Annotated in this window: 20 protein-coding genes; 8 read left to right on the forward strand and 12 right to left on the reverse strand. The window is 66.6% G+C overall.

Features of this window, described 5'->3' with window-relative positions:
• Positions 1-49 precede the first annotated feature (49 nt).
• The 7 genes from IB236_RS01270 to IB236_RS01300 form a co-directional block, all read right to left on the reverse strand.
• Complete coding sequence (locus tag IB236_RS01270) at positions 50-754, reverse strand: GntR family transcriptional regulator (RefSeq protein WP_121943593.1); 705 nt, start codon at positions 752-754, stop codon at positions 50-52.
• A gap of 41 nt (positions 755-795) precedes the next feature.
• Positions 796-2,076 carry a C4-dicarboxylate transporter DctA gene (locus IB236_RS01275; protein ID WP_192418394.1) on the reverse strand — a complete coding sequence of 427 codons (1,281 nt, stop codon included), beginning with the start codon at positions 2,074-2,076 and terminating at the stop codon, positions 796-798.
• Between the two features lie 193 nt (positions 2,077-2,269).
• Positions 2,270-4,057, reverse strand: coding sequence for a gamma-glutamyltransferase (ggt, locus tag IB236_RS01280; RefSeq protein WP_192418396.1), 1,788 nt, complete (start codon positions 4,055-4,057; stop codon positions 2,270-2,272).
• Between the two features lie 168 nt (positions 4,058-4,225).
• Complete coding sequence (locus IB236_RS01285; RefSeq protein WP_192418397.1) at positions 4,226-5,461, reverse strand: ArgE/DapE family deacylase; 1,236 nt, start codon at positions 5,459-5,461, stop codon at positions 4,226-4,228.
• A complete protein-coding gene (gene uraD / locus IB236_RS01290) occupies positions 5,458-7,239 on the reverse strand; it encodes a 2-oxo-4-hydroxy-4-carboxy-5-ureidoimidazoline decarboxylase (protein WP_192418398.1) in 1,782 nt (593 codons plus the stop codon). Before uraD ends, IB236_RS01285 begins: the two co-directional genes overlap by 4 nt.
• Positions 7,240-7,244: 5 nt before the next feature.
• Entirely contained in the window at positions 7,245-8,225 is a 981-nt protein-coding gene (gene puuE, locus IB236_RS01295) for an allantoinase PuuE (protein ID WP_192418399.1), read from the reverse strand.
• A 13-nt stretch (positions 8,226-8,238) separates the two neighbouring features.
• Complete coding sequence (locus IB236_RS01300; protein ID WP_056060765.1) at positions 8,239-8,907, reverse strand: GntR family transcriptional regulator; 669 nt, start codon at positions 8,905-8,907, stop codon at positions 8,239-8,241.
• A 108-nt stretch (positions 8,908-9,015) separates the two neighbouring features.
• Here IB236_RS01300 and uraH point away from each other — a divergent pair, with 108 nt between their 5' ends.
• Positions 9,016-9,366, forward strand: coding sequence for a hydroxyisourate hydrolase (gene uraH / locus IB236_RS01305; RefSeq protein WP_015012870.1), 351 nt, complete (start codon positions 9,016-9,018; stop codon positions 9,364-9,366).
• A gap of 155 nt (positions 9,367-9,521) precedes the next feature.
• On the opposite strand, the gene IB236_RS01310 is transcribed toward uraH, so the two are convergent.
• Positions 9,522-10,070 (reverse strand): hypothetical protein, encoded by a 549-nt coding sequence (locus IB236_RS01310; RefSeq protein ID WP_192418400.1) that lies wholly within the window; start codon positions 10,068-10,070, stop codon positions 9,522-9,524.
• A 159-nt stretch (positions 10,071-10,229) separates the two neighbouring features.
• Between IB236_RS01310 and xdhC the strand changes: the two genes are divergently transcribed.
• The 3 genes from xdhC to IB236_RS01325 all read left to right on the forward strand — a co-directional run bounded on the left by xdhC (position 10,230) and on the right by IB236_RS01325 (position 13,020).
• Complete coding sequence (gene xdhC, locus IB236_RS01315) at positions 10,230-11,057, forward strand: xanthine dehydrogenase accessory protein XdhC (RefSeq protein WP_370539868.1); 828 nt, start codon at positions 10,230-10,232, stop codon at positions 11,055-11,057.
• Positions 11,058-11,256: 199 nt separating this feature from the next.
• Positions 11,257-12,501, forward strand: coding sequence for a urate hydroxylase PuuD (locus IB236_RS01320; protein WP_192418401.1), 1,245 nt, complete (start codon positions 11,257-11,259; stop codon positions 12,499-12,501).
• 186 nt (positions 12,502-12,687) lie between these two features.
• The gene (locus IB236_RS01325; RefSeq protein ID WP_121943585.1) at positions 12,688-13,020 is read left to right on the forward strand and encodes a multidrug efflux SMR transporter; all 333 of its coding nucleotides are present in this window, start codon (positions 12,688-12,690) and stop codon (positions 13,018-13,020) included.
• A gap of 172 nt (positions 13,021-13,192) precedes the next feature.
• Here IB236_RS01325 and IB236_RS01330 read toward each other — a convergent pair whose 3' ends face one another.
• Positions 13,193-15,070 carry a phosphodiesterase gene (locus IB236_RS01330; protein ID WP_225580898.1) on the reverse strand — a complete coding sequence of 626 codons (1,878 nt, stop codon included), beginning with the start codon at positions 15,068-15,070 and terminating at the stop codon, positions 13,193-13,195.
• 101 nt (positions 15,071-15,171) lie between these two features.
• Here IB236_RS01330 and IB236_RS01335 point away from each other — a divergent pair, with 101 nt between their 5' ends.
• Positions 15,172-16,527 (forward strand): glycerate kinase, encoded by a 1,356-nt coding sequence (locus tag IB236_RS01335; RefSeq protein ID WP_192418402.1) that lies wholly within the window; start codon positions 15,172-15,174, stop codon positions 16,525-16,527.
• A 73-nt stretch (positions 16,528-16,600) separates the two neighbouring features.
• Here the strand turns inward: IB236_RS01335 and IB236_RS01340 are convergent, their stop codons facing one another.
• Entirely contained in the window at positions 16,601-17,641 is a 1,041-nt protein-coding gene (locus tag IB236_RS01340; RefSeq protein ID WP_192418403.1) for a porin, read from the reverse strand.
• Between the two features lie 292 nt (positions 17,642-17,933).
• Here IB236_RS01340 and IB236_RS01345 point away from each other — a divergent pair, with 292 nt between their 5' ends.
• Positions 17,934-18,557 (forward strand): Crp/Fnr family transcriptional regulator, encoded by a 624-nt coding sequence (locus IB236_RS01345; RefSeq protein ID WP_056060781.1) that lies wholly within the window; start codon positions 17,934-17,936, stop codon positions 18,555-18,557.
• Between the two features lie 391 nt (positions 18,558-18,948).
• Positions 18,949-21,075: a diguanylate cyclase domain-containing protein gene (locus IB236_RS01350; RefSeq protein WP_192418410.1), complete on the forward strand. Its 2,127-nt coding sequence runs from the start codon at positions 18,949-18,951 to the stop codon at positions 21,073-21,075.
• Positions 21,076-21,967: 892 nt separating this feature from the next.
• Here the strand turns inward: IB236_RS01350 and xdhB are convergent.
• Positions 21,968-24,316: a xanthine dehydrogenase molybdopterin binding subunit gene (xdhB, locus tag IB236_RS01355; RefSeq protein ID WP_192418412.1), complete on the reverse strand. Its 2,349-nt coding sequence runs from the start codon at positions 24,314-24,316 to the stop codon at positions 21,968-21,970.
• Positions 24,313-25,941 carry a xanthine dehydrogenase small subunit gene (locus tag IB236_RS01360; RefSeq protein WP_192418414.1) on the reverse strand — a complete coding sequence of 543 codons (1,629 nt, stop codon included), beginning with the start codon at positions 25,939-25,941 and terminating at the stop codon, positions 24,313-24,315. Before IB236_RS01360 ends, xdhB begins: the two co-directional genes overlap by 4 nt.
• A gap of 104 nt (positions 25,942-26,045) precedes the next feature.
• On the opposite strand from IB236_RS01360, the gene IB236_RS01365 reads away from it, so the two are divergent.
• Positions 26,046-26,978, forward strand: coding sequence for a LysR family transcriptional regulator (locus tag IB236_RS01365; RefSeq protein ID WP_082522392.1), 933 nt, complete (start codon positions 26,046-26,048; stop codon positions 26,976-26,978).
• Positions 26,979-26,996: the final 18 nt, after the last annotated feature.

Here is a 26,996-nt window from a genome sequence, read left to right on the forward strand (position 1 = left end):
TTGACTCAGACGATGGGAAGGTTGGGGGCCGGGGCGTGCCCGGCGTCAGCTAGCCCAGGTCCGTGGATGCAGCCTTGGTGCGTTGACTGGTCAGCGGTGCCAGCGACTCGCGCAGGCGGTCGCGCACCAGCGGCTGGCCGGGGTTGAGGGCGCCTTCCACATGGCCAATGTGGGCGAGCATGCGTTCGCGGGCCAGGGTGGTGTTGCCGGCCTCCAGCGCCTCCACAATGGCGGCATGCTCCGCACAAGACTGGCTGGCCGCGTGCTGCGACTGGTACAGCGACGCGGCCAGGGTGGTGCGCGCCGTGAGGTCGCGCAGGATGTCGCTCAGGCTGCGGTGGCCCATCGCCTCGGCCAGGCAGACGTGGAAATCTGCGAGCAAAAAGGCGCGTGTGGCAGCGTCAGCGCCTTCGATGGCCTGCTGTTCGTCGGCGATGTGCGCACGCAGGCGGCGGGTCACGCTCTGCAGCGGGCGGCCCGCATCGGCCAGGATGCCCGATTCGATGACGCGCCGGGCGGAGAACGCGTCGCGTGCATCCTCCACCGAGGGCTCCACCACGTACCAGCCCCGGCGCGAGCGCACTTCCACAAAGCCCCGTGCCTGCAGCTGCATCAGGGCCTCGCGCACCAGCGTGCGGCTCACGCCGAACAGATCGGCCAGCTCCTGCTCGCCCAGGCGCTCGCCGGGCGAGAGTTTTTGCGCCAGGATGGATTCCACCACCTGCTGGGCGATCTGGGTCTGGTTGATGCTCATGGCCGGATTGTCGCGTGCTGTGCAGAGGGAGGCTTGCCCGATCAGGCACGCGGCGAGGGTGGCTCGCGGCCGTCCAGCACGGCGTGGGCGCGTTCGCGGTCGATGTCGCCTTCCCAGGCTGCCACGGCCACGGTGGCGACGCAGTTGCCAATGAGGTTGCCCAGCGCGCGGGCGATGCCCATGAACCAGTCCACCGACAACACCAGCACCAGGCCAATCGCCGGGATGGCAGGGATGGCCTGCAAGGTGGCTGCCAGCACGACGATGGCCGAGCCCGGCACGCCGTGTGCACCCTTGGAGGTGACCAGCGAGATCGCCAGGATCGTCAGCAGGTCGGCCATGGAAATCGGCGTGTTGGTGGCCTGGGCGATGAACACGGCGGCCAGTGTGATGTAGATCGAGAACGCGTCCAGGTTGAACGAGTAGCCTGTGGGGATCACCAGGCCCACGGTCGAATCGCGGATGCCCATGTGCTTGAGCTTGGCCATGATCTGGGGCAGCACGCTGTCGGACGACGTGGTGGCAAAAACCACGGCCAGCTCCTCGCGCAGATAGCGCAGCAGCTTGAACAGGCTGAAGCCCGACACCCGCATGATGAGGCCCAGCACCACCACGACGAAGATGACCACCGCCGCGTAGAACAGCGCCACCAGCATGCCCAGCTGCTTGAGGGAACCCAGGCCGTATTTGCCCACGGTGAACGCGATGGCGCCCAGCACACCCAACGGTGCGAGCTTGATGATCAGGCCCATGGTCTTGAACAGCACATGCGACAGGTCATCGATCAGGCCGGTGACCCGCGCCCCGCGCTCACCGATCAATGCCAGGGCGCAGCCAAAAACGATGGAAAACAGCAGGACCTGCAGCACATCGCCGTTGGCAAACGCGCTCACTGCGGTGGTGGGAATGAGCTTGAGCAAGAAGTCGGTGAAGCCGCCGCCAGTGAGCTTGCTGGCGTTTTCGGCGTAGGCGCCCATGGCTTTGGGGTCCAGCGCCTTGGGGTCCACGTTCATGCCCACGCCGGGCTCGAACCAGAACGCCAGCGCCAGGCCCAGCACCAGGGCGATGGAGGTGACCACCTCGAAGTAGATCAGCGATTTGATGCCCACCCGGCCTACCCGCTGCAGGTCGCCAGTGCCAGCAATGCCATGCACCACCACGCAGAAGACGATGAGCGGGATGAGCATCTTGATGAGCTTGATGAAGCCATCTCCCAGGGGCTTGAGCGCAATGGCGGTGTCGGGCCACACCAGGCCCACCACCACACCGGCTATCAAGGCCAGCACCACCTGACCAAAAAGGGATTTGAAAAACCGGGGCATGCCAACTCCTTCAGTAGCTTTTTGAACGCAAATCTTGCATACAAGAACTGTAGGCAAGTCTGAAGAGTGGCGGTATGAGGGTATGCCCGCATGGGGTTGCCAGAGGCGGCAATAAAAAGGCCACGCCGTTGTGGGGCGTGGCCTCGCAAATGTTGACAAGCACAGACCGCCCGCATCAAGCGGGCGCTGGCAATCAGTAGCCGAGGGTCTTGCCGTCGGGGTTGCGGGGGTCCGAGTAGCCGTACAGCGCGCCGCCACGGATCTGGATGGTCTGCGTGCGGCCCATCGAAGGCTTGACCGCGATGTTGTGGCCGCGTTGCTTGAGCAGGGCAATGGTGTCGGGCGAGAGGCCCTTTTCCACGCGCAGCTCGTCCGGCGTCCACTGGTGGTGCACGCGGGGTGCCGCTGCGGCCTCCGCAGGGTTCATGCCGAAGTCGATGGTGTTGACCACCGTCTGCAGCACCGTGGTGATGATGCGTGCGCCGCCGGGGCTGCCTGTCACCAGCGTGGGCTTGCCGTCTTTCAGCACCAGGGTGGGCGTCATGGACGACAGCGGGCGCTTCTTGGCGGCCACTGCGTTCGCGTCGCCACCGACCAGGCCATAGGCATTGGCCACGCCGGGCTTGGCCGAGAAGTCGTCCATCTCGTTGTTGAGCAGGATGCCCGTGCCCTTGGCGACGATGCCGCTGCCGAAGTTGGTGTTCAGCGTGTAGGTCACGGCCACGGCGTTGCCCGCCTTGTCCACCACCGAGTAGTGGGTGGTCTGGTCACTCTCATACGGCTGGGGCTGGCCGGGCTTGATCTCCTTGGCCGGGCGTGCGCGGTTGGGGTCGATGCCCTTGGCCAGCGATTCGGCATAGCGCTTGGAGGTCAGGCCCTTCAGCGGAATTTTCACGAAGTCCGGGTCGCCCAGGTATTCGGAGCGGTCGGCGTATGCCAGCTTGCTGCTCTCGGCCATGTGGTGGATGGTCTGCGCGCTGTTGGGGCCCCACTGGGCCAGGGGCAGGGGCTCCAGCATGTTCAGGATCTGCACCAGGTGCGGGCCGCCCGAGGAGGGTGGGGGCATGGTCACGATCTCGTAGCCACGGTAGGTGCCACGCGTGGGGACGCGTTCGGCCACCATGTATTCGCGCAGGTCTTGCAGGGTGATGGCGCCTGCGTGGGGTGCCATTTCGGCGGCGATCTTCTGGGCGATCTCGCCTTCGTAGAACGCCTTGGCGCCCTGCTGGGCGATGAGGCGCATGGATTGCGCCAGGTCTTTTTGCACCAGCGGGTCACCCACCTTCAGGGGTTCGCCGTTCTTCCAGAAGATGGCCTGGGTGGCAGGCCACTTGCCCATGTTCTTCTTCTCTTGCTGCAGGATCTTGGCGAGCGTTTCGCTCACCGGGAAGCCCTTGTCCGCCAGTTCGATGGCCGGGGCGATCACACGCGACAGGGGCAGGGTGCCCCAGCTCTTGAGTGCGTGTTCCATGCCCGCGACGGTGCCGGGCACGCCCACGGCATAGTGGGTGTACAGCGACTTGCCGTCCACCACATTGCCCTTGGCGTCCAGGTACATGTCGCGCGTGGCCTTCGATGGCGCCACTTCGCGGAAGTCGAGGGCCACGCTCTTGCCGGTCTTGGCGTCGTGCACCATCATGAAGCCGCCACCACCCAGGTTGCCCGCATTGGGCAGGGCCACGGCCAGCGCAAAGCCAATGCCCACGGCCGCATCCACGGCGTTGCCACCGGCCTTGAGGATGTCCAGGCCGATCTGCGAGGCCAGTTCCTGCTCGGAGGCGACCATGCCATTGCGTGCCACCACGGGGTGGAACACATCCATGTCGAAGTCGTAGGCTGCACTGGCGGCCTGGGCCGAGGCGGTCTGCTGCACTGCGGGCGCGGGTGCAGCCGTGGCTACCGGCGGCGTGCTGCCGCAGGCCGTGAGGCTGGCCAGGGCCAGCACAACGCTGCCAGCCAGCAGCGTATGACGAATGTTCATGGGATATCTCCTGGTGTGTGGAATCTGGAAATGACAACGGGCGCACCCAGTCGATGGATGCGCCCGCGCCAGTGTAGGTCGGTCAAAGGGCTGCCAGAGGCAATCTCGTCATGACATTGAATCGCAGCACTGATGTGCTGCGTGCATTACTCACTGCCCTATGGGCTCTCAGGCGAGCAAGTCGCTCAATGTCCGTGCAATCACCTTGGTGGCGCGGCGCAGGTCTTCGAGCTGCAGGCGCTCGTCGGCGCGCTTGGCGTGCGATTCGAGGACCGTGCGGGGGCCTGCGCCGTAAATCACGCCGGGAATGCCGCGCTCCACATACAGACGCACATCGGTGTAGAGCGGCGTGCCCACGGCGGGGACCGGTTCACCAATCACGGCCTGGGCATGTTGCTGGATCGCGTCGACCAGGGGCTTGTTGCCCGCCAGCGGCGTCATCGCATTCGCCAGCAGCAGGCGCTTGATCTCCACGCTGATACCGGCGCGCTCACCTGCGGCCTGTTCGATCACGCGGCGAATGTTGGCTTCGACCTCCACCGGGTTTTCCTCGGGGATCATGCGGCGGTCGAGCTTGAACATCACCTTGCCGGGTACGACGTTGGTGTTGGTGCCGCCCTCGATGCGGCCCACATTCAGGTAGGGGTGCTTGATCCCCTCGACCTTGGACGTGACCTTCTTGTACTCGTCGTTCTGTGCGTACAGCGCGTTCAGGATGTGCACGGCGCCCTGCAGGGCATCCACTCCGGTGTGGGGCACGGCGGCATGGGCCATCTTGCCGTGCACCGTCACTTCCATCTGCAGGCAGCCGTTGTGTGCGGTGACCACTTCGTAGCTGAAGCCGGCGGCAATCATCAGGTCGGGCTTTGTCAGTCCCTTTTGCAGCAGCCAGCCGGGGCCGAGTTCGCCGCCAAACTCTTCGTCGTAGGTGAAGTGCAGCTCTACCGCGCCCTGGGTGGGCCTGGCCACGGCTTCCAAGGCCCGCACGGCAAAGGTGAAGCTTGCAAAGTCGCTCTTGCTCACGGCGGTGGCGCGGCCGTACATGGCGCCATCGACGATCTCGGCGCCATAGGGGTCGTGTGCCCAGCCTTCGCCGGGCGGAACCACATCGCCGTGGGCGTTCAGGGCGATGGTCTTGCCGCCGCTGCCGTACGGTCTGCGCACGATGAGGTTGGTGATGGACTCCATGCCGTAGGCCAACACATCGGCAGTGGGCACGGCGTGCTTTTCGGCCTCGTAGCCAAAGTCCTTCAGCAGCTCGGCGGTGCGTTCGGCGTGGGGGGCGTTGTTGCCGGGGGGCGTGTCGGTGGGCACGCGCACCAGGGCCTGCAAAAAGCGCACTTCTTCGTCAAAGTGCTGGTCGATCCAGGCGTCCAGCGCGGCGTGGTGGTTCGGGGTGGTCATGGTTGTTGTTCCTCGGCAAGCTGGTGCAGCACCTGGGTGAAAGCGTCCACGGCCAGCTGCATGTCGTTGTTGGTGGTGGATTCGAGCGGGTTGTGGCTGATGCCGGAGTTTTCTCCGCGCACAAACAGCATGGCCTGCGGCATGATTTCGTGCAGCTTCATGGCATCGTGGCCCGCGCCACTGGGCATGCGGAACACGGGCACGCCCAGGTGGTCCACAGCACGCTCCCAATGGTGCTGCAGGGCCGGGGCGCTGGGGGCTGCTGCGGCGCGCATGGATTCCTCCAGCGTGTAGCGCAGGCCGCGCCGGGCTGCGATCTGGCCCAGGTGGTCCAGCACATCGCGCACCAGCGCGTCCCGTTGCGGATCGGTGGGCGCACGCAGGTCCAGACTGAACTGGCAGCGGCCCGGCACCACATTGATGGAGCCGCCGGGCACGTTGAGCAGGCCGATCGTGCCTACCGAGTCCCCGTCCTGGGTGGCGCGCTGCTCGATGTACAACGCCAGCTCTGCCACGGCCACGGCCGCATCGCGGCGGCGGTCCATGGGTGTGGTGCCTGCGTGGCTCGCGGTGCCGATCATTTCTCCCACAAAGCGCACACCCCCATTGATGGAGGTGACCACGCCCAGCGGCAGGTCCAGCTCGTTGAGCACCGGGCCCTGTTCGATGTGGACTTCAATGAAGCCCAGGTACTGCGCCGGGTCGCGCTGCAGCTTGGCAATGTCGTCGATACACAACCCAGCGTGCTGCATGGCCGCGCGCATGGTCACGCCGTCGGCATCCTTCTGGTCCAGCCAAGCCGGGTTGAAGTGCCCGATGAGCGCGCCCGAACCCAGGAAGGTGGCCTTGTAGCGCTGGCCTTCCTCTTCGGCAAAGGCAATCACCTCGATACCGAACGGCAGACGCTTGCCCGCTTGGTGCAGTGCACGCACGCAAGCCATGGGCACAAAGATGCCCAGGCGCCCGTCGTACTTGCCGGCATTGCGCACGGTGTCGTAGTGGCTGCCAGTCATGAGATATCGGGCACCCGGGCTGGCCGGGTGGTAGCGGCCGACCACGTTGCCAACGGCGTCAATAGTTATTTCGTCAAAGCCGCACGAGTTTTTCATCCAGAACTCGATTCGCTCGGCGCAGGCGCGATGTGCCTCAGTCAGATAGGTGACGGTGAGCTGACCTTTTTCGGAAAAACCGGGGTCGCTGTACTTGGCAAGCTCCTCGTGGGCATCCCAAGTTAGGTTGCCAAGCTCTGGCACGTAGCCGAACTTGTCGTCCAAGCGGATTTCTGCGATGCGGTGGATGTTGCGCAGTGCCTCGGCTAGTTCAAACTCTGGATGGTTATTCAGGCGCCGCGCGAAAGTCTCGATGATTTCATTGCGTGGCAGGCCCGTACCGCGCGGTCCGCGCACGGCCAGAATGAAGGGGAAGCCAAAGCGGGCGTTGTAGTCCGCATTGAGCTGCTGGATGCGCGCAAATTCTTCGGGCGTGCACTGGGTCAGGCCCGCCTTGGACTGCTCGTTGGTCGATTCGGCGGTGAGGCTTTTTGCCACCATGGCCTTGCCCGCCAGCTCGGGGTGGGCGCGGATCAGGCCCAGCTGCGCCTCGGTGCTGGCGGTGCGCACCGCGTGGGCCAGGGCGTGCTTGAGGTGTGCCAGCGAGCGGAACGGCCGTTGGGTGAGCGCCTGCTCGGCAATCCAGGGGGAATGCTCGTACACGCCGTCCAGCGCCTCCAGGGCCTGCGCGGGCGTGGCGGCATTCAGTTGGTCAAGGGTCCATGCCATGGTCATCAGGCCTTTGTGGTGGGGTAGGGGTACACGGCCTTCCAGTGGCGCGCGATGTCGATGCGGCGGGCCACCCACACCTTGTCGTGCTGTGCGATGTGGTCCAGAAAACGCTGCAGCGCCGTGATGCGGCCCGGGCGGCCCAGCAGGCGGCAGTGCATGCCAATGCTCATCATCTTGGGCGCGTTCTCGCCGGCCGGATCGCCCTCGGCATACAGCGCATCGAAGGTGTCCTTCATGTACTGGAAGAACGGGTCGGCGTGCGAATAGCCCTGGGGCAGCGCAAAGCGCATGTCGTTGCAATCGAGCGTGTAGGGCACGATGAGCTGGGGCACCACGCTGCCGTCGGTCTTTTGCACCTTCATCCAGAAGGGAAGGTCGTCGCCGTAGTAGTCGCTGTCGTATTCAAAGCCGCCGTAGTCGGCCACCAGTCGGCGGGTGTTGGGGCTGTCGCGGCCGGTGTACCAGCCCAGGCCGTGTACCTGGCCTTCCGAGCCTCCTCGTGGGCCCGTCAGGCGCTCGATGATGGCCATGGCCTCGGCCATGTGCGTGCGCTCGACGTCTTCTGGGATGTGCTGGTAGTGGATCCACTTGAGGCCATGGCAGGCAATCTCGTGGCCCAGCTCCACAAACGCCGCAGTGAGGTCGGGGTGGCGCTTCAGGGCCGTGGACACGCCAAACACCGTGAGGGGCAGCTGGCGCTTTTCAAACTCGCGCAGGATGCGCCACACGCCAGCGCGCGATCCGTATTCATAAATGCCCTCCATGCTCATGTGCCGCTCGGGGTAGCTGGCCGGGTTGAACATTTCGGACAGGAACTGCTCGCTGCCCGCATCGCCATGCAGCACCGCGTTTTCACCGCCCTCTTCATAGTTCAAAACGAATTGCACGGCAATGCGCGCGCCACCGGGCCACTGCGCATGGGGCGGGGTCTTGCCGTAGCCAATAAGGTCGCGGGGGTAGGCCTGGGTGGTGTCGTAGATCATGGTGGGGTGGTTTTCAAGAGGCCAGGGCGGCGGCCAGATCGCTGGCAGGGCGCTTGCGGTCAAAGGTCAGGCTGGCTTCGACATGTTCGAGGTGGCTTTGCATCAGGGCGACGGCACGTTCTTCGTCGCGCGCGGCGAGGGCCGCCACGATGTCGGCGTGCTCCTCGTGCGAGTGTTCGGCGGCGCTGGCTGACTGGTACATCAGCGTGATGAGGGCACAGCGCGAGATCAGGTCGCCCAGCATCTGCGCCAGCACCTCGTTGCCCATCAGTTCGGCCATGCGCACATGAAAGTCGCCCAGCAACTCGGTGCGGGTGCTGGCGTCCTGCGTGCCCATGGCGGTCTTCTCGCTGGCCACGTGGGCGCGCAGGGCCTTGAGCTTGGCGGGCGTCACGCTGCGCACAAAGGCGCGGGTCATTTCGGTTTCCAGCATGCGGCGCACGGCAAACACCTGGCGTGCCTCCTCGACCGAGGGCGTGGCCACAAATGCGCCCCGTGCGGGCTCCAGCGTGACCAGCCGGTTCTGTGCCAGCTGGAACAGCGCCTGGCGCACCAGCGTGCGCGACACGCCAAAGTGGTCGGCCAGCTTTTGCTCGGCCAGCTTGGTGCCGGGTTGCAGGCGGTGCTCTACGATGGCGCGGGTCAGCGCTTCGACAATGGCGCTGGTGGAGGAAGATTCCATGGCTGCATGATACGGTGGATGGTGAAAAGTGTATACACTTTTGGTCTACACACTGCGATCTGGCAATCGTCGCCGATTGGACAGACTCTTACTTCAGGAGATTCCCCCATGGGATTGAGCACCCACGTTCTGGACACCATGAACGGCTGCCCTGCGGCCGGCATGGAAGTGGCCCTGTATTCCACCGACGGCGACAACGCCACCCTTATCAAGCGCCTGGTGCTGAACCACGACGGCCGCACCGATGCACCGCTGTTCGACAACGCCAGCCTGCGCACCGGTACTTACCGGTTGCGCTTTGATGTGGCGGGTTACTTCAAGGCCCGGGGCGTGCAGCTGCCCGAGCCGAATTTTCTGAACCAGGTGAGCCTGGACTTCGGCATTGCGCATGCCGACCAGCACTACCACGTGCCGCTGCTGGTCAGCCCCTGGAGCTATTCGACCTACCGGGGCTCGTAGTGTGAAGCCCCCTGAGTCGCTTCGCGCCTTCCCCCTCAGGGGGACGCCGCCAGCGCGGCGGGGCGGCCCTTGCGCGGCGGCCCTGGCCTAAGCAGCGACAGTTGCCAGGGTCGGTGTGTATCCGCACTGCTAGCGCGCGGGTAAAACGCCAGCTTCTAAAGCTGCCCTTCGGTCAGCGTATCAAGCTGAAAGTGCCCGCTCTTGTCCCACAGCCAGGTCTCGGTGTAGGTGACCTTGCCCATGCGGGCCGGGACAGGGAAGGGGGCTGCAGCGCGCACTGTGCGCTCGATCTCGGTGACCACCTCGGGGGCATGGCGCGGGGCGCGCATCCAGTGCAGGCGGGTGATCTTGCCCGCGCGGTCGATGTCGAGCTGCAGCACACCGATGGCGTACAGCTGCGGCGGCAGTTTGCCCTTGAAGATGCGTTCGCGGTTCAGGCCATACAGGTGCGTGGCGGCATCCTGGCGGTAGGCCAACGGTGTGGCAGCGGCCGAGGGGCGCGCAGACCCGGCCGTGGCGGGCACGGGGCCCTTGACGCCGCTGGCATCGGGGCCGGTGGAGGGGACGCTGTCGGGCGCGGGGGGCGGCGTGGGCTCTGGCGGGGACTTGCAGGCCGAGACCAGCGCCGCACCCACGGCCATGATGCCTGCCAGCAACCAGTGGCTGCGCTTTCCGGTGGAGCGGGGAGAGGGCGTGTCGGGCATGGTGTGAAAGGTTCCTGAGGCTGCGGGCACGATAACCCAGCGGCGAAGGTGGTACGTTACAAAATGACGACGGCTGCAAAGGGGGCTGCAACAGCAGCCTCACCGGAGGGTGAGCCGCTTGCCTGGCCCCGTTTTGCGTCCGTCACGAAAAGGATCGCGGTGACAAATTTGCAAATGCTGCTGGACGGCCTGGAGGCCGCGCCAGCCTGTCTAGTGACCGTGGAGTCTACCCAAGGGTCTGTGCCCCGGGAGCCCGGCGCCTGGATGGCGGTATTTGCCGACCAGCTGGTGGGCACCATCGGCGGCGGGCATCTGGAGCTGCAGGCGATTGCCGAGGCGCGGCGCCGCTTGGCGGGCGGGCCGGTGACGGCGCTTGGGCCGATGCGGTTTGCGCTGGGCCCGGCGCTGGGCCAGTGCTGCGGCGGGGTCGTGCACCTGGGGTTTGAGCTGCTCACGGCGCAAGACGCCCCGGGGCTGGCCCAGCGCCTCACACCCAACCTGCACCCGGTGGCCCTGTTTGGCGGCGGGCATGTGGGCCACGCGCTGGCCCGCGTGCTGGCGCCACTGCCCTTTGCCCTGACCTGGATCGACAGCCGGGACGGCATCTTCCCGCCCGACCCGCCGGAGGGCGTGGTCTGCGAACACTCGGAGCCGGTGCAATTGGCCGTGCCCCGCCTGGCACCCGGCAGCCGCGTGCTGATCATGAGCTTCAGCCATGCCGAAGACCTGGACGTGGTGGCCGCCTGCCTGCGCCGCCAGCGCGAGCAGGGCGACCTGCCCTTCATCGGGCTGATCGGCAGCCAAACCAAGTGGGCCACCTTCAGCAACCGCCTGCATGGGCGCGGGTTCGCGCCCGAGGAGCTGGCGCAGGTGACCTGCCCCATCGGCATTCCCGGCATCGGGGGCAAGGAGCCCGAGGTGATTGCCGTGGCCGTGGCAGCGCAGTTGCTGCAGACGCTACCGCCCATGCCAAAGGCCGGGAAATGAGGGTAACTCCGGCCCCGAATGCCCCAGGTTGGGGCTGGAATCGGGAACAATTCCTGCATACACTTTGACGTACCGGTCGCAGCGGTGCCCCGGCCAGCAACCCACTGGCCAAGGTGCGCGACCTCAATGTCTGCTCAGAGCGCCCGCAGTGGTGAGCAGGTTTGCTGTTGTGGCGCGCACGCGCTACCAAGGTTGAGATATGGAAAGCTACTTTCTCGACTGGGCCAACCTGCTTTTGCGCTGGGTCCATGTCATTACGGCCATCGCCTGGATCGGCTCGTCGTTCTATTTCGTTTTTCTGGACAGCAGCCTCACGCCGCCTGAGGACGAAGACCTCAAGAAACAAGGCGTGAGCGGCGAGCTCTGGGCCGTGCACGGCGGCGGGTTCTACCACCCCGTCAAGTTCGCGGTATCACCGCCGCAGTTGCCCAAACACCTGCACTGGTTCTTCTGGGAGAGCTACAGCACCTGGATCAGCGGGTTTGCGCTGTTCACTGTGTCCTACCTCTACAGCGCCAGCACCTACCTCATCGACAAGTCGCGCATGGACTGGGCGCCCGCCACGGCCATCATGGTGGCGCTGGGCTTCTTTGTGGTGTTCTGGCTGCTATACGACGCCATCTGCCGCATCTTTGGCCAGCGCAAGAACGGCGATGCCATTGTGGGCGCGCTGGTGCTGGTGCTGGTGTGCGTAGCCTCGTGGCTGGCCTGCCACTGGTTTGCGGGCCGCGCGGCCTTCCTGCTGGTGGGGGCGATGATCGCCACGTCCATGAGTGCCAACGTGTTCTTCTGGATCATCCCTGGCCAGCGCACCGTCATCAGCCAGATCAAGGCCGGCCAGCCTGTGGACCCGATCCACGGCAAACGCGGCAAGCAGCGCAGCGTGCACAACACCTATTTCACGCTGCCCGTGCTGTTTGCCATGCTGAGCAACCACTACAGCTTTACCTGGAGCCACCCGCAAAACTGGCTGGTGCTGATCCTGATGATGTTCGCGGGCGCGGCCATCCGCCAGTTCTTCGTGATGCGCCACGGCTACAAGCTGGGCCGCAACGGCAACCCGCTGCCGTATGCGCTGGTGGGTGTGGCCGTGATCGTGGGCGCCATTGTGTGGATGCGCCCCGCACCGGTGGCCACCCCCGTGGCGAATGCTCCTGTTTCAGGAGCAGCCAGCGCAGACAAAACTGGCGCTAGCGGCCAAAATGACTTCAAGGCCGTGCAGGCGGTGCTGGAACAGCGCTGCTACATGTGCCACGGCGAGCAGGTGCAGATGAAGAACCTGCGGCTTGATTCGCCCGACAGCGTGAAGCAACACGCCCAGGCCATCTACCAGCAGGCCGTGGTGCAAAAGCTCATGCCCATGAACAACGCCACGGGCATCACCGATGCGGAGCGTGCGCTGATTGGGAAGTGGTTTGAGGCAGGGGCTGCAACGGGGCCTTGAATGTGTTGAGTGCCGCGGCAATCGGCCAGAAGCAGTCGCTCACAGAATCGCCAAGAAGCGGACGTGGCTCGACGGAGCCTTAGGCTGTTGCGGCGCGCCTCTGATAATCTCCAATACTGATCCGGGGTACCGCTCTTAGAACCTCTGGCCGCGCTCGGTATAGGCGCCTGGCTTGAGAGGTGCTCTGTGCGTGACTCAACCTTTGCCTGGCTTGTACTGGCGGCAAGCGTGCTCGCGGAAGTCGTTGGAACCATTGCACTCCGCTATGCGGATGGCTTCACACGTATTTTCCCTTCCGTCCTTTCAGGGCTTTGTTATTCCGCGGCTATCTGGCTTATGGCAATCGCCGTCCGGCATATGGAAGTCGGACTTACCTATGCGGTATGGGCGGGAAGCGGAACAGCTTTGACGGCGGTGCTGGGAATGCTCTGGTTTGGTGAGTCGGCGAGCTTCCTTCGACTGGCCGGTCTAAGCTTCATAGTTTTGGGCGTCATTGCTTTGAACTTGAGTGCCCGATAAGTCGCCGGACACGCATTTTCAAAGACTGATTCACGCTTCAGCGAACGGCTGCAAAGGGACCGAAGCGGACTTGTTTGCCTCAAGCCGAGCAGCGTCGAGGACCCAATGCTGGCAAGCCAGAACCCCGTTTTTGCGTCGATGTTGCGTCCTGGGTATGCGATCCAAACAGGCCCTACGCCGCCAGCACATCCTGCAGCGCCCGCGTGGCAGCCACCGCCCCCAGGCTGGATTCGGTGAAGCTGCCATGCAGCACCACCCCGGTTGATGCCTGCTTCGCCTCATGCTTGGCCACGGCGGCCAGGTTGGCCACTTCTTCGGCATGCCGAAAGCGCCCGGGCGTGATGCGCACGGCGCCGATGGCCAGCGTGGTGCACGGAAAGAACCGCTGCACGCCATGCCGGTCCTCGGCATGGATGCCGCCTGCCAGCCGTGCGCTGTCGTCGAACAGCGTGACGGCCTCGCGTGCGAACTCGTCCACGATGTTCTTGCAGCGCTGCAGCCAGTTGCTGCTCTGGAAGATCAGCATGAAGTCGTCCCCACCCACATGGCCCACAAAGTCGCTGCGTGCGTCGCAGTGTGCCGTGGCCAGGCGCGCCACCAGGCGGATCATCTGGTCGCCGCGCCAGTAGCCGTAGTGGTCGTTGAAGGGTTTGAAGTTGTTCAGGTCCGCATAGCAGGCCACGAACTCGGTGCCGCTCTCCAGCAAGCGCTGGATGTGCAGGCTGATCGGAATGTTGCCGGGCAAAAAGGTCAGTGGGTTGGCGTGGCGCGCGGCCTCGATACGGGTCTCGGTCACGGCGCGCACCAGCTGGTCGCCGGTGCCCAGGCCCAGGTAGCGGCCGTTGTCGGTGACGATGTAGCCGTCGCTCAGGTAGCGCTGGTCCTGCGAGGTGAGGATGCCCACGAGCTGGTCCACATCGCAGTCCAGCTCGACCACGCGCGGCGCCAGGTTGGCAAACGCCAGGCAGGACTTGCGGCCATGCACCTCGCGGAAGTACGGCGTGGCGTAATGATTCATGAACTGCTGGCGGTTGATGAGGGCCACGGGGCGTGACCCGTCCACCACCGCCAGCGCGTGCAGGTCCGTGTGCTGGCGGAACAGGGCGGCCACGGCATCGTTGTTGGTGGCGGGCGCTGCGGTTGGCGCCTGCACCACCAGCAGGCTGCGCAGGATGCCTGGGCGCGCGGTCTGCCCCAGGTGCGGCAGCACGGCCACGCGGCGGTCGTGCATCACCTCCAGCGCCGCGTCGTCCACCGCCTCGCGCGGCGCCATGGCCGGGCGGCCCAGCAGCCAGCCCTGGCCCAGGGGGATGTCCAGGTCGCGCAGCGCGCGCAGGTCGTCGCGGGTTTCGATGCCTTCGGCGATGAGCTGGGTGCCGAACACATCGGCAATCCCCTTGATGGCCTGCAGCATCTGCAGGTTCTCGGGGTGGTCGCTGATGTCGCGGATGAAGTATTTGTCGATCTTCACGAAGTCGGGCTTCACCTCGGACCACAGCCTGAGGCTGGAGCGGCCATCGCCAAAGTCGTCCAGCGCCAGCCGCGCGCCGCAGGCATGCACAGCCTTGATGGCCTGGCGCAGCTGGGGCATGTCGGTCACGCGTTCGTGTTCGGTGATCTCCAGCACCAGCATGCGAGCGCTCAGGCCCAGGCTGCGCACGGTGTTGCCCAGCTCGGTGGCGCCGATCAGCTGGACGCCATGCACCAGCGCATCGGCGCTGATGTTCACAAACAGCCGGCCCGGCGCGTCGTGGCGCCCCCATTGCTCCATGGCGGTGTAGACGCATAGCAGCTCAAAGTCCTGCAGGATGCCCTCGTGCCGGGCCAGCTCCAGCAGTTTGTCGGGGGTGTGCAGCGGGGTGTTCTGGGGCCCCCGGATTAGTGCCTCATGCGCGTACACCTGGCCCTCGCGCAGGTCGGCCAGGGGCTGGAACACGCAGTACAGCCCGCCCTCGCGCATCAGCCGCGCCAGGGGGCCGGTGCCCTGGCGGGCGGCGGGCGATAGCAGCGCCATCATCGCCTCCAGTCGGCTCCATGGGGTGTTGTGCATGGCTGTTGTGGGTCCCTGAGCAAGGGTGCCGACGATACCGGTGGTGTGTGACAGGCTGGTTACAGCAACGTGACTGGTGCGGCCGCTGCACAATGCGCGGCATGCACCCAGAAACCCAGCCAGCCAGCCCCTCCCTGCCGGACTACCGCACCCACCCCCGCGCCTTTTTGAAGGCGCTGTTTGATGCCGCAGTGCACAGCGCACAACCCCTGCACGGCATGCGCCAGTGGCTGCCCCAGCCGCCCAGCCGCGAGAGCGGGGGGCGCACCCTGGTGCTGGGCGCGGGCAAGGCGGGGGGCGCCATGGCCCAGGCACTGGAGGCTCTGTGGCCGCAGGACGCGCCCCTGTCGGGCCTTGTGGTCACCCGCTACGGGCATGTTCCGCCCCGGCCTGCGGGCGTGCCGCAGCGCATCGAGGTGGTGGAGGCCGCGCACCCCGTGCCCGATGCGGCGGGGCTGGCCGCGGCGCAGCGCATTCTCGATCTGACCCAGGGGCTGACGGAGCACGACCTGGTGCTGTGCCTGATCTCGGGCGGGGGCTCGTCCCTGCTGACCTTGCCCTGCGACGGGGTGACGCTGGAAGACAAGCAGCGCATCAACCGCGCCCTGCTCGACAGCGGCGCGCACATTGGCGAGATGAACTGCGTGCGCAAGCACCTTTCGCGCATCAAGGGCGGGCGCCTGGCGGCGGCCTGTGCGCCGGCGCGCGTGGTCACGCTCACCATCAGCGACGTGCCCGGCGACGACCCGTCAGTGATTGCCAGTGGCCCCACCGTGCCGGATGCGACCACCTGCGCCGATGCGTTGGCCATTCTGGCGCGCTATGGCATCGAGGTGCCCCCGGCCATCCGCACTGCGCTGGAGGCGGGCCGCCTGGAGACGCCCAAACCCGGCGACGACCGTTTTGCCGGGCATGCCGTGCATCTGATCGCCACGCCGCAGCAGGCGCTGGAGGCCGCGGCCGCGCTGGCCCGTTCGGCGGGGCTGCCTGCGCATGTGCTGTCGGACGAGATCGAGGGCGAGTCGCGCGAAGTGGGCAAGGTGCATGCGGCGCTGGCCCGTGCAGTGGCGCGGCGCGGCCAGCCGTTTGCGGCGCCGTGTGTGATCCTGTCGGGCGGGGAGACCACCGTCACCGTGCGTCCGCGTGCAGCCGGTGTGCCCCGGGGGCGGGGCGGGCGGGCGGGCGAGTTTTGCCTGGGCCTGGCGCAGGCGCTGCAGGGCGAGCCCGCCGTGTGGGCGCTGGCGGCCGACACCGACGGCATTGACGGCAGCGAAGACAACGCGGGGGCCTTTGTCTGCCCCGACACGCTGGCGCGCGCAGGCGCTGCAGGCCTGCGCATCGACGACCACCTGGCGCGCAACGACGCCTGGGGATTTTTTGCGGGGCTGGGCGACCTGCTGGTCACCGGCCCCACACACACCAACGTGAACGATTTCCGGGTGCTACTGATTTTGTAGCTGCTCAGGTATATTGCACCAGTGCCTGGGGCCGCTGGGGCTTGAAAAAGGCCCCAGACGCCCTGTGCAGGCCTCAGAACCGGTGGCGGATGCCCACGCCGAAGCTGTTGCCCTTGGTCTGGTTGGTGATGCGGTCGTTCATGGCCATCACATACACATCGGTGCGCTTGGACAGGAAGTAGTCATACCCCACGGTGAAGGTCTTGCGCGAGATGTCGGTGGCCGTCATCTTGGTCTGTGCCCACGATGCCAGCACCTTGCCGGTGGCGCCTGCGGGCACCGACACGCCCAGCTGCGTCGTCTTGGCCTTGTTGGTGGTGTTGTCGGCCTTGGCCTGGCCGTAGCTCGCAAAGGCCTTCACGATCGCAAAGTCATACGCGCCGCCCAGCATCCAGTCGGTCTTGGTGGTGCCCAGGTAGGTGCTGGGCACGGCGGGGTTGCTCATCTGGTCGCGCTCGTAGAAGCCGGTGAGGGTGATGGGGCCGTTGAAGTACAGCGCGTTGATGCCCACGTTCTTCTTGCTGCTGTCGCCCGCCACCTCTCCAAACTGGTAGTGCAGGTTGGCGGTCAGGCCGCCCAGGTTGGGCGTGCTGTAGATGATTTCGTTGGACCAGCCGGTGTCGGACGGCGTGGTCGAACCCCAGCCCGTGCCGTTGAACAGAGGCACGTTCATGTGCAGGATCAGCGGTGCAAAGGTGAACGAGTCGCCCAGCGGGTTCGACAGGATGGACGGCAGGAAGTTGGGCGCCAGACCGCGCCCCACGGTCACGGTGCCCCAGCTGTCGCTCAGGCCCACGTTGGCATCGCGCGAGAAGAACGTGTCGTTGGCAAATCGGCCCTGGATGCCGCTGTCCACCTTGATGAAGGAGGTGAGCGCAAAGTTGGCCTTGAGCCCGCCGCCCAGGTCTTCGGTGCCCTTGAATCCGAACCACGACGTGGTCATGCCGCCGCTGTTGACCACCTTGCTGCTGCCGGCGTCACCGGCGTTTTTCATGGAGCCCACAAACACATCGGTCAAGCCCATCAGCTGGACGGAGCTCTGGGCCTGGGCGCCGGTGGAGCCCAGCAGGGCGCCACCGAGCGATAGAGACAGTGCAATCAGGTTTTTTTTCATGGAGTGATTCCTGGGGATGAAAGCGCCGGAGGTCCGGCGGGTGCAAGGGGAGACGCGGCCCCTGTTGCACCGTGGTGCAGGGCGGGGCCCGCCGTTGGGGCATCGCAAGTTCCATGCCCTGGTGCAACACCTGTTTACATACTTTTTGGCCGGGTCAGGGCGCACCCATGCACGTTGCTGGCGCAGTTTTCGTGTGTTTTGGCGCAAACCTGGGGCGCGCGGGGCGGGCGACATGGTGCGGCTTTGATGTGGCTCAATGCCACGGGCGCAGCCGCACGGCACAGTGGCTTCCATGCTGCCATCTACCCTTTTTTCTCTGCCCGCTGACACCGAGGTGATCGCCCCCGGCGAAGTGCTGCGCAGGCGCAATGAGGTGCTGACGACGGTGCTGCACCTCGAAAACGGCCGTGTGCTGCGCGGTGTGCTGGACGACGGTTTCCTGCGCCACCAGCTCGGTGCCGTCGAGGGGCCGTTCTGGCTCGACGCCGCGTCGGCCCTGATGGGCCTGCCGCTACCGGTGGACATGGTGGCCGACACGCGCGTGCATGTGCGGCGCATCCCCATCGAAGAGTTTCGCCGCAGCCTGGCCGCCATGCCTGCGGGCGCGCGCGGGCTGCTGCTGGACATGGCGCAGGGCTACCGGCAGCAGTCCGAGCTGGCCGTGAGCCGCCTGGCACAGGACGCCGAATCGCGCTGCGCGCAGTGGCTGCTGAACCACGCCCAGCCCGACCACAGCGGTGCCATGCAGGTCACCCTGCACCAGCGCAAACGCCTGATTGCGGCGCAGCTGGGCATTGCGCCCGAAACCTTCTCGCGCGTGCTGCGCCACCTGCGCGAGCTGGGCCTGATCCACGGCACCGGCAATGTGCTGGCGCTACCCCAACCACGGGCATTGCAGTCGATGGCGGGCTGCTGACACAGCGTTCTTGACACCGCGCTCTCGACGCCCTGCAGCGACTGTCGGGTTGCGCCAGCCGGCAGCCACGGACTGCCCTTGCGTTGCATTTGCTGACAAGCCCCGCACCCCGGGGTGATGCGCCTTTGGCTGGTGGCACGTTCTGCCTGGCTATGGGAACTGGCACCACGCTGCAGGGCCCTTGCCGCAGTCCGCTTTCATCCCTCCACACACCCTTCCCGTTCCCTTCCCGCACCCCGACGGGCTCAGGGTTTTTCCTTGGCTTTACCCAAGGGTTCCACCCAAGCCCCCGGGCACAGGCCCTGCGTATATTTGTTGGGACATGTCTGCCATGACCCGTCCCCATGCCGAACTTTGAGTGTGCCCATCAGCCAGCAGGGGGGAAGCGTCCATGACGCCGCCGCCCGGCCCCAAGGGAGCCCCGGACCTTGATCCGGGCTGGCTGGTGCCCGGCGCCCTGGTGCTGCGGCTGATGCTGGTGGCGGCGCTGGCGGTGGCGCTGTCGGGGGCGGTGGCCGCCTGGCTGGTGACACGGGCCTCCGGGCAGGAGGCCATGCGCCGGGTGGTGAGCCAGCAGACCGACGAGGTCGAGGTGGTGGCCCGGTTGCTGGCCAGCAAGATCGAACAAAGCCAGAAGGTGCTGCGCACCGTGGCCGCAGGCATCACACCGGCGATGCTGGAGTCACCCTCGTCGCTGGAATGGCTGCTGCAGCAGGGCCTGCCTGCGGTGCAGTTCTTCGACACCATGCAGGTCGCCCGCGACAACGGCGAACTGCGCCTGAATTTGCGCGCCGGTCAGATCGAAAAGGCCGCGGACCTGGACCCCACCGAACGCGATGCCCTGCGCCGCACCCTGGTCGATGGCAAGCCCCTGGTGTCCGAGCTGATCGCCGGCCGCCGGGGCGAGGCGCGGGTCATGTTCACCATGCCGTTGCACCGCGAAGACGGCACGGTGGTGGGCGTGGTGGCAGGGGCGTTGCGCCTGCAATCCCAAAGCCTGCTGCCACCGTCGATGACGCTGCCCGCCCGCGATGACTCGCAGCTCATCGTCTTCACCCGCGACGGCACCATCCTGTCGCACTCCGACCCCACCCGCGTGCTGGGCCAGGTGCGTGATGAAGTGGGCCTGGCCCCGGTGTACACGCGCTGGCAAAGCCAGGCCCAGCCGGTGGTGGGGCGGGGCATGACCCATGTGCAGTCCGACCACATCGTGAGCATGGCGGGCATGCCGCTGCCGCAGTGGATCGTGGCGCGCGTGAGCCAGTCGCAGGCGCTGCTGGCACCGCTGCGCGGCGCCCAGCGCGAAGCCTGGTGGCTGGCGGTGGCCAGCATGGTGCTGTGCATGCTGCTGGCGGTGGCGCTGATGGGCTGGATGGCCCAGCCGCTGGCGCAGCTGACCTTCAAGGCGCGCCAGTTGCTCAGGACCAGCGCGCGCCAGCAGCCTGCGCAAGATGTGCATTGGCCCCGCGCAGGCGGCGAGGTGGGCGAACTGGTGCGGGTGTTCCAGGGCCTGGTGCAGCAGGGCAGCCTGCAGCAGTCGCGCAAGGACACGGTGGTCGGCCAGTTCCAGGCCGTGCTGGACAGCGCCCCGGTGGGCATCGTCATCACCCGCCACGGCATGCTGGAGGTGGTGAGCCACCAGGCCTGCGTGATGCTGGGCTACAGCGCGCAGGAGCTGCAGGGCCGCCCCGCGCGCATCCTGTACGCGAGCGACGCCGACTATGCCCAGGTGGGCGAGCGTGTGCGCGCCGAGGTGGCGGCGCATGGCGCGTTCGACGGCGATGTCTGCTTTTTGCGCAAGGACGGCACCCCCGTGTGGGCCCGCGTGCAGGGCCAGGGTGTGCGCCCCGAGGAGGTGCACGGTGGCACCGTGTGGATTCTGGAAGACATCACCGCCGCGCGCGAGGCCCAGGTGCAGCAGTCCTGGGGCCGCGCGCACGACGCGCTGACGCAGCTGTACAACCGCGCCGCGTTTGACGAGCGCCTGGGTCAGCTGATGGCGGAGCGGTCGGCCCGTCAGCGCCCTGTGGCACCCGCCGCCGATGAGGAGGGCGGTGAGACCCAGGGCGACGGCGTGGTGCTGTTCCTCGACCTGGACCATTTCACCGTGGTCAACGACATTGCGGGCCACGACGCGGGCGACGATGTGCTGCGCCACGTGGCCCGGCTGCTGGCGTCCCATGTGCGCCAGATCGGCTGGGCGGCGCGCCTGGGGGGGGACGAGTTTGCGGTGGTGTTGCCTGGTTGCGCTCTGGCGCGCGGCCAGGCCGTGGCCGAGCAGTTGCGTGCGGCGGTGCGTGCGTGGGAGCCGTCGTACCAGGGGCGCAGTTTTACGCTGGGGGTGAGCATCGGGCTGGTGGTGCTGGACGCCAGCTTGCAGGATGTGCCGTCGGTGTTGTATGCGGCGGACATGGCTTGTTATGACGCCAAGCGGGCGGGGCGCAACCGGGTGGAGACGCGGCATGCGAGGGATGCGTCGGTGACTTCTTCGGGGCGGATGGCTTTGGGGCCTGTTTGAGGGCTTTTGGGCTGGATGCGCTAGTGGGATATGCGGTGGTAGCTATTGATTTTGTAGTATCTGGTCGTTGCGCTGATTGGGCTGCTTGCCTGTGTTGAGGGCGGAGGCCGGGAGTCGCCCGGCGTGCGAGTAACTTTCTTTTGCTTCGCCAAAAGAAAGTCACCAAAGAAAAGGCGCCCCCCAGTCTGCGACCCCTTCGCGTTGCGAAGGGGCAAACCTGCGGCGGGGCGGCTGCGAGGTGCGCCGTGGAACTCGCTTTGCGCTGCCGCGCGCCGCTCAGACAGCCACGGCGAGTCAGTTCACGAAGCATGGGCGCTCCGACGCCCATGCTCACCCCGCAACCGCCCCGCCGCAGGCGCAGCCAGCAGGGGGGTGGACAGCCGAACATCCAAACAGCCAAGCAGCCAAGCAGCCAAGCAGCCGAACAGCCGAACAGCCGAACAGCCGAACAGCCGAACGGGCCATTGCTGCGCTCGGCCCCACCTCGCGGGCGCAAGCGCCACGCGCTGCGCAGCCTGGGCCGAGCGAAGCAATGGCCCGTGTGGAAGTTCTGCCCCCAGTGCCCCTGTGGATGCGCCGAGGAGCGCAGGGTTTGGCGGATCAGGGCTCGCGTGTGTCTGAGCGACGCGCAGCGGCGCGAGTTGAGCGAGACCCCGCCAAACCCGAGCACCGCAGGTTGCCCCGTAGCGTCAGCGCAGGGGACGCAGACAGCGGGGTCGCCTTTCTTTTGGGCACTTTTCTTTGGCGAAGCAAAGAAAAGTGCCTCGCCTGCCGGGCGACTCCCGGCCTCCGCCCTTAACAAAGGCATGCGACTCAGTCAGCGCACACAACCAAACACTACAAAATCAATAGCTACCAACCCATATCCCATTATCGCCAGAAGCCAAAAACGTCACTCTCCCAACCGCCCCAACGCCTTCAGCACATTCTCCGCAGTCGCCGGCGCCGTCAACACCACTGGCGCCGCAGCATCCACGCCGCTACGCCCCGCTGCCACCGCATTGCGCAGCGCCTCGTACACGCTGATCGCCAGCATGAACGGCGGCTCCCCCACCGCCTTGCTGCCACCCACGTTGTCCTCCCGATTCGCCTCGGGCCACAGGTGGACGTTGAAGTGCGACGGGATGTCGCCCGTGGCGGGAATCTTGTAGGTGCTGGGCGCGTGGGTGGCGAGGGTGCCCTTGTCGTTCCACACCAGCTGCTCGGTCGTCAGCCACCCCATGCCCTGCACAAACCCGCCCTCGATCTGGCCGATGTCGATGGCCGGGTTGATGCTGTGGCCCACGTCGTGCAGGATGTCCACCTTCAGCACGCGGCTCTCGCCGGTCAGGGTGTCGATGGCCACCTCCGTGCAGGCGGCGCCGTAGGCAAAGTAGTAGAACGGGCGCCCGGTGAGGGTCGTCTTGTCGTAGTGGATCTTGGGCGTGCGGTAAAAGCCGTCGCTCCACAACTGGATGCGGTTGGCGTACGCGGCCTGCACCACCTCTTCAAAACTGCGCACCGTCTTGGGCGAGATCACCTGGCCGCCTGCAAACCGGATCGCGCCTGCGCCGCAGCCGTCCAGCCCGCACACGAACGAGGCCAGGTTGTCGCGCACGTTGCGCGCGGCGTACTGGGCGGCGCGGCCGTTCAGGTCGGTGCCGCTGCTGGCGGCGGTGGCGCTGGCGTTGGGCACCTTGCTGGTGTCGCTGGCCGTCACCAGCACGCGGTGCAGGGGCACGCCCAGCTCGTCGGCCACGATCTGCGCCACCTTGGTGTGCAGGCCCTGGCCCATTTCGGTGCCGCCATGGTTCACCTGCACGCTGCCATCGGTGTACACGTGCACCAGCGCGCCCGCCTGGTTGAACAGCGTGGCCGTGAAGCTGATGCCGAACTTGACGGGCGTGATGGCCAGGCCGCGCTTGATGACGGTGTTGCGCGCGTTCCAGTCCGCAATCTCGGCCTGGCGCTGGCGGTAGTGCGAGGTCTGCTCCAGCGTGGGCAGCAGCTCGTGCAGGATGTTGTCTTCCACCGCCATCTGGTAGTGGGTGACGTGGCGGCCGCTGCTTGCGTCCTTGCCATACAGGTTGGCCAGGCGCACGTCCTGCGCATCGCGGCCCAGCGCGCGGGCAATGTCGCCCAGGATGGCCTCGATCACGATCACGCCCTGCGGGCCGCCAAAGCCGCGGAAGGCGGTGTGGCTTTGCGTGTTCGTCTTGCAGCGGTACGACGCGATCTCGACATCGCTCAGGTAGTACGCGTTGTCGGCATGGAACACCGCGCGGTCGGCCACGGGGCCCGACAGGTCGGCGCTGAAGCCGCAGTTGGCGGCCATCTGGAGCTTCAGGCCCGTGATGCGGCCCGTGCCGTCAAAGCCCACGTCGTACTCGTACGCAAACGGGTGGCGCTTGCCGGTGACCATGAAGTCCTCGTCCCGGTCCAGCCGCAGCTTGATGGGGCGGCCCAGCTTGTTCGCGGCCACGGCGGCCCACACGGCCAGGTGCCCGGCCTGGGTCTCCTTGCCGCCAAAGCCACCGCCCATGCGGCGGCATTCCACCTTGACCGCGTGGTTGTCGATGCCCAGCGCGTGCGCCACCCAGTGCTGCACCTCGCCGGGGTGCTGCGTGCTGGAGTAGATCCACCACTGCTTTTGCTCCAGCGGCATGGCGTAGGCGATCTGGCCTTCCAGATAAAAATGCTCCTGGCCGCCGACTTCAAACGCTCCCTGCATGCGGTGCGCCGATTGCGCGAGGCCCGTGGCCGCATCGCCCCGGCGCACAAACACCGGCGGCAGCACATAGCTTTGCGCCTTCAGCGCGTCCTGCACCGTCAGCACGGCAGGCAGGGGGGTGATGTCGAGCTTCACGGCCCGCACCGCGCGGCGCGCTTGCATGACCGAGTCGGCCACCACCAGGCCGATCACCTGGCCGACAAACTGCACGCTGTCCAGCGCAAACACGGGCTCGTCGTGTCCGAACGCGGCCAGGATCTTGTCGCCGGGCACATCGCTGGCCAGCACCACACCGCGCACGCCGGGCAGCGCGAGGGCGGCGGTGGCATCCACCCCGTTCAATGTGCCGTGGGCCACGGTGGAGAGGATGGGCGCTGCGTACAGCGTGCCCTTGACCTCTGGCAGGTCGTCGATGTAGTGCGCGGCGCCCGCCACCTGGGCGCGGGCGCTTTCGTGGATGTGCGACTGGCCCATGGCGGCGCGGGCGGGCGCGGGCAGGGCGGTTTCGGCGATGGTGTGGGGGGCGTTCATACGGCGGCCTCCAGCGTCAAAGTGTCCAGGCTGACCGAGGGCTGGCCCTGGGTCTCCAGCCAGTAGCGCTGCAGCAGGCTGCCCAGCACCTGGCGGCGGTAGGCACCGCTGGCGCGCATGTCGGAGATGGGGCTGAACTCGGCCTGCAGCACCGCAGCGGCACGCTGCGCGGTGGCCTCGGTCCAGGGCTGGCCGGTCAGGGCGGCTTCGGTCTGCCGTGCGCGGGCCGGGGTGGCAGCCACGCCACCCGCGCCAATGCTGGCGCGCTGCACGGTGCCGTCCGCGATGTCGAGGTTGAGCACCAGGCAGACGGCGGAGATGTCGTCGTCAAAGCGCTTCGAAATCTTGTATGCCCGCAGCTGTTCTTGGGCCGAGGGGCGGGGCACCACGATGCGCACCAGCAGCTCGTCGGCCGCCATCACGTTTTGCCGGTAGCCGGTGTACAGGTCTTCCAGCGGCAGCTGGCGCTCGCCCCGGGCCTGGCTGGCCAGCACCACCTGGGCGCGCAGCGCGATCAAGAGGGGCATGGAGTCGCCAATGGGCGAGCCGTTGGCCACGTTGCCGCCCAGCGTGCCCGAGTTGCGCACGGGCAGCCCCGCAAACCGCGTGGCAAAACGGTGCAGCTGCGGCCACTGTGCGGTGAGGGCTGCAAACGCGTCGGTCAGCGTGACGGCAGCGCCGATGTGGATGGCGTCGGCGTGCTGTGCCACCTGCCGCAACTCGGCCGCGCGGGTCACGTCCAGCACCTGGGTGTACTGCTTGTGCTGCTTGGTCACCCACAGCCCCACGTCGGTACAGCCCGCCACCACCTGGGCGCCCGGGTGGGCGGCGCGGGCTGCGAGCAGTTCTGGGAGGGTGGAGGGCGCGATATACGCCGAATCGGCCGCTTGCGCTAGTGCACCATGCCGAAGCAGCTTCAATTTTTGTAGCACTTCAGCCTCGTTGACCGCCATGCCGGGCAGCGATGCCATCTGCTGGGCGGCATCAAGGATGGGGCGGTAGCCAGTGCAGCGGCACAGGTTGCCCGAGAGTTCTTCCTGCGCCAGTTCGCGGGTGATGGGTTGGCCGTGGCGGACGTGGTCGAGCGCCGACGGGCCGCCCCTAGGCGCGAGGGCCCCGGGCGCACGGGAGTCCGGGGGGCCTTCCCCGGATGGGGGCAGCGAACCACACGCAGTGGGGAGCGTGGGGGCAATGTGCCTTTGGTACATGCCGAACAGGCTCATGACAAAACCGGGGGTGCAGAACCCGCACTGCGACCCGTGGCACTGAACCATGGCCTCTTGGGCAGGGTGCAAGGTGATCGCTTGCCGCGCCGCAGCGGGGGCGTCGCCCACCGGCTGGATCAGCGGGTCTTCGGCCAGGTCCTCCACGGTCCACAGCGCCATACCGTCCACCGAATGGGCCAGGCGGATGCAGCTGTTCACGGCGCTGTAGTGCAGCTGGCCATCGCGTTCTTCGCCCAGTACCACGGTGCAGGCGCCACAGTCGCCTTCGCCGCAGCCCTCCTTGGTGCCGGTGTTGCCCAGGTCTTCGCGCAGCACCTCCAGCAGAGTGCGGTCGGGTGGTACATTGCCCAGCGCCACGGGCTGGCCTCGGCGCAGGAATTGCAAGGGTCTTGTTGTCATGACAAACGCCACTTCGATCTTTGATGGAAAGGTTCAGCAGAGGGTAGAACGCAGTACCGTTACCGGCATATGCGCAAGCTTATGGCACCCATGCCCCCACCGCTATGAGAGACCACGCCCTTTTCGACAAGATAGACCTCCATCTCATAAGGGTCTTGCACACCGTGCTCACAGAACGCAGCGTATCGAGGGCCGCCGTCCGCCTGGGCATGCACCAGCCGGCGGTGTCGGCTGCGTTGAAAAGGCTGCGCGACCTGTCGGGCGACCCGCTGCTGGTGCGCTCCGGCGCCAGCATGATGCCCACCGACGCCGCACTGCGCATGGTGGAGCCTGCAGGCGCCATTTTGCGGGCGGCCGAGGCACTGTTTTCGGACGCGCGCGGGTTTGATCCGCGCACGGCCACCCGCACCTTCCGCGTGGCGGCCAGCGACTACCTCGACCCACTCTTTCTGCCCCAGCTCGTGGCCCGCATCAAGGTCGAGGCGCCCCTGTGTCCGATCGAGATCCTGCCCCTGTCGGCCGACGCGCACTACCACGCGCACCTGGCGCAGGGCGACGTGGACGTGGTGATCGGCAACTGGCCCCAGCCGCCGGACGACCTGCACATGGGCCGCCTGTTTGGCGACGAGGTGGTGTGCCTGGTCGGCAAGGACCACCCTGCCGTGCGGCGCGGCTGGGACGTGGAGAGCTGGCTGGCCGCCGAGCACATCGCCCCCACGCCCACCCACCCCGGCGCACGCGGCGTGATCGACGCCCACCTGGACAGCCTGGGCATGCAGCGCCACATCACGGCGCGCTGTGCGCATTTCAGCCTCATCCCAAGCATCGTGGCATCGAGCTTGCTTGTGCTGACCACGGGCCGCCAGTACTGCGAGCGGTATGTGGACCAGCTGCCGCTGGCCATCCTGCCGTGCCCGGTGCCCTTCCCCCGGCTCATGTATTACCAGTTGTGGCATGCCCGCACGCACCACTCGGCGGCGGCCGCCTGGCTGCGAGATTGCGTGAAAACTGTGGCTGCTTCGCTACGAAAAGAATAGCTGCTTGAGCATGCTGAA

This window comes from Acidovorax sp. ACV02 (genome assembly GCF_014851475.1).
Lineage (GTDB): Bacteria > Pseudomonadota > Gammaproteobacteria > Burkholderiales > Burkholderiaceae_C > Acidovorax > Acidovorax delafieldii.